The following is a 2,657-nucleotide window of genomic DNA, read 5'->3' on the forward strand; positions in this document are numbered from 1 at the left end:
GGCGGCTTCACCACCCTGGCCGCCCTCTGCTTCACAACGGTGTTCCGGGCCGGCGCCTGCCGCTATGGGGTGGCTGATCTCGCTGCCCTGGCCACCGACACCCATCGCTTCGAGGCCCGCTACCTCGACGGACTGGTGGGCCCCTGGCCCCAGGCCCGGGCGCTGTACGAGGCCCGCTCGCCGCTGCGGCACGCCGATCGGATCGGCTGCCCGGTGATCTTCTTCCAGGGCTCGCAGGATCGGGTGGTGCCACCGGAGCAGACCCTGGCCATGGCCAGCGCCCTGCGGGCCAATGGGGTGCCGGTGGAGGTGCGGCTGTTCGAGGGCGAAGGCCACGGCTTCCGCGACGGCGCCGTGCAGCGCGAGGTGCTGGAGGCCACCGAGGCGTTCTTCCGCAACGCCTTTGGGCTGTGACGACTTCGCGGCCAGGGGGCAGCCAGCGATCAGGCTGAGAACCACGACGGCTTTCGCCACGCAGGACGTGACCCGTGATCAATGAGCTGGAGCTGGATTTCTCCCTCCTGACTGGCTGGATGCAGACCAGCCTCGCCACGCTGCTGCTGGCCACGGGGGCGCTGCTGCTGCTGCTGCTGCTCGGCGTGAGTGTGGGTCAGGCGCTGGGCATGCGGCGCTGGGGGCTGCCCGAGGCCCTGCTGGCGGGAGCCTTCGGTCTGCTGATCGCCCCGGCCGGCCTGCTGCCCCTGCTGCCCCAGGCCGTGATCGATCTCTGGTCCGATCTGCCCCTGCCGCTGCTGACGCTGGTGTTCGCCACCCTGCTGCTGGGCAAACCCCTGCCCCGCCTGACCGGTCTGTGGCGACCGCTCTCGGGCCAGCTGTCGCTGGCGCTCACCCTCGCCTTCGGGCAGTTCCTGGTGGGGGGCCTGGCCGTGATGGTCATGCAGCCGGCTCTGGGGGTCAGCCCGGTGATGGCCTGCCTGATCGAGGTGGCCTTTGAGGGGGGCCACGGCTCAGCCGCCGCCATGGGCCCCACCTACGAGCGGCTCGGTCTGGAGGGCGGCGAAGCCCTGGGGCTGGCCATGGCCACGGTGGGGCTGCTGGCCTCCACGCTGGTGGGCGGCCTGGTGGTGGTGCTGGCCCGCAGCAGCGGCTGGCTGAAGTTCGCCGACGTGATGGTGCACGAAGCCGTGGAGGAGGTGGTGCGGACAGCCGATCCGCTCGACAACCTCGTCCCCCGCCCCCTGGAGGCCCCCACGGTGGCGACACCGGCCCTGGTGCGGACAGTGGCCGACTGGGCCGTGAATCTCGGTCTGGCCGGTCTGGCCGTGCTGTTCGGCTGGGTGGCGCTGCAGGGGTTGCGCTGGATCGCCGACGGGGTGGGCGGCGGCTTTGCCCTGGTGATCGACGCCCTGCCCGTCTTCCCACTGGCCCTGGTGGGATCGCTGCTGGTGCGATTGGTGCTGGAACGCAGCAACCAGGTGCAGTGGGTGTCAGCGCCGATCCAGGGGCTCACGGCCACCCTCTCGGCCGACCTGCTGATCACCGGTGCCACCGCCTGCCTCAACCTCTCGCTGCTGGCCCACGACTGGCTGCCCCTGACGGTGCTGGCCGGCGCGGGCCTTATCTGGAACCTGCTGGTGGTGCTGCTGCTCGCCCCCCGGATCCTGCCGTTCGACTGGTTTGAGCGCGGCATCATCGAATTCGGCCAGGCCACCGGCGTGGCAGCCAGCGGTCTGCTGCTGCTGCGCATGGCCGACCCGGATGATCGCAGCACCGCCCTGCAGGCCTTCTCGATGAAGCAGATGCTGCTGCAGCCGGTGCTGGCCGGCGGGGTGGTCACCGTGGTGGCGCCCCTGGCGATCTCCGGCCTGGGGCTGCCCGTCTGGACAGGGCTCTGCCTGGTGCTGGTGCTGGTCTGGATCTCCGTGGGGCTGCTGCTGGCCCGGATCTGAGCATCCGCCTCAGCGCACCATCGCCGCCACGTTGCCGCCATCGACGGTGAGCACGGCGCCGGTGGTGCGGCCCAGCTGGGCCAGGGCCACGAAGGCATCGGCCACATCAGCCGCGCGAACCTCCTCGCCCAGCAGGTTGCCGGCCATGTAGACGTCTTCGCTGACGCCGCGGGCCGAGGAGCGCTGCTTGATCATGGCCTCATCCAGCAGGCCGGAGCGGATCCGGTCAGCATTGATCGCATTGGCGCGAACACCCTCCTCGCCGGCCTCGAGGGCGTACTGACGCATCAGGGCCAGCAGGGCCGCCTTGGCGATGCCATAGGCACCGAAATTGGGGCCTGGATTGAGGGCCTGCTTGCTGACATTGAACAGCAGCTGGCCGCCCAGCCGCGGCGCATCGCCGGCCAGATCGGTGCGGCGCCAGCCGTTCTGGGCCCGGAACACCGCCAGGGCCGCCTGGGCCACCTGCTGATGACTGAAGAAGTTGAGCTTGAAGCAGTCCCGCAGCGCCTCGTCCGCCAGATCAGCCATGGCGCCGGTCCAGGCGGCGCCGGCATTGCTCACCACGATGTCGAGGCCGCCGAAGTGGAGACAGACCCGCTCCATGGCCCGCCGCACCTGGGCGGCATCGGTCACATCGCAGGCGATCCCCAGGGCCTTCTTGCCGCAGGCGGCTGCCGTGGCCGCCGCCGCCGCACCATCGCGATCCAGCACCGCCAGCTCGGCGCCCTGGGCCGCAAAAGCCCG

Annotated in this window: 3 protein-coding genes; 2 read left to right on the forward strand and 1 reads right to left on the reverse strand. The window is 70.9% G+C overall.

Annotation, left to right across the window (positions count from 1 at the left end; all coding sequences use genetic code 11):
- Together VB716_RS04530 and VB716_RS04535 are read left to right on the forward strand one after the other, a co-directional pair.
- Positions 1–414: alpha/beta hydrolase family protein (locus VB716_RS04530; protein ID WP_323269853.1), on the forward strand; the 414-nt coding region annotated here is incomplete at its 5' end.
- A gap of 119 nt (positions 415–533) precedes the next feature.
- Positions 534–1,910, forward strand: a complete 1,377-nt coding sequence (locus VB716_RS04535) for a sodium/glutamate symporter (RefSeq protein WP_416238082.1) — start codon at positions 534–536, stop codon at positions 1,908–1,910.
- Between the two features lie 9 nt (positions 1,911–1,919).
- Here VB716_RS04535 and VB716_RS04540 read toward each other — a convergent pair.
- Positions 1,920–2,657 (reverse strand): SDR family oxidoreductase (locus tag VB716_RS04540; protein WP_323269857.1); only part of this gene is annotated, 738 nt, incomplete at its 5' end.

This window comes from Synechococcus sp. CCY9201, from assembly GCF_034931105.1.
Classification (GTDB): Bacteria; Cyanobacteriota; Cyanobacteriia; order PCC-6307; family Cyanobiaceae; genus CBW1002.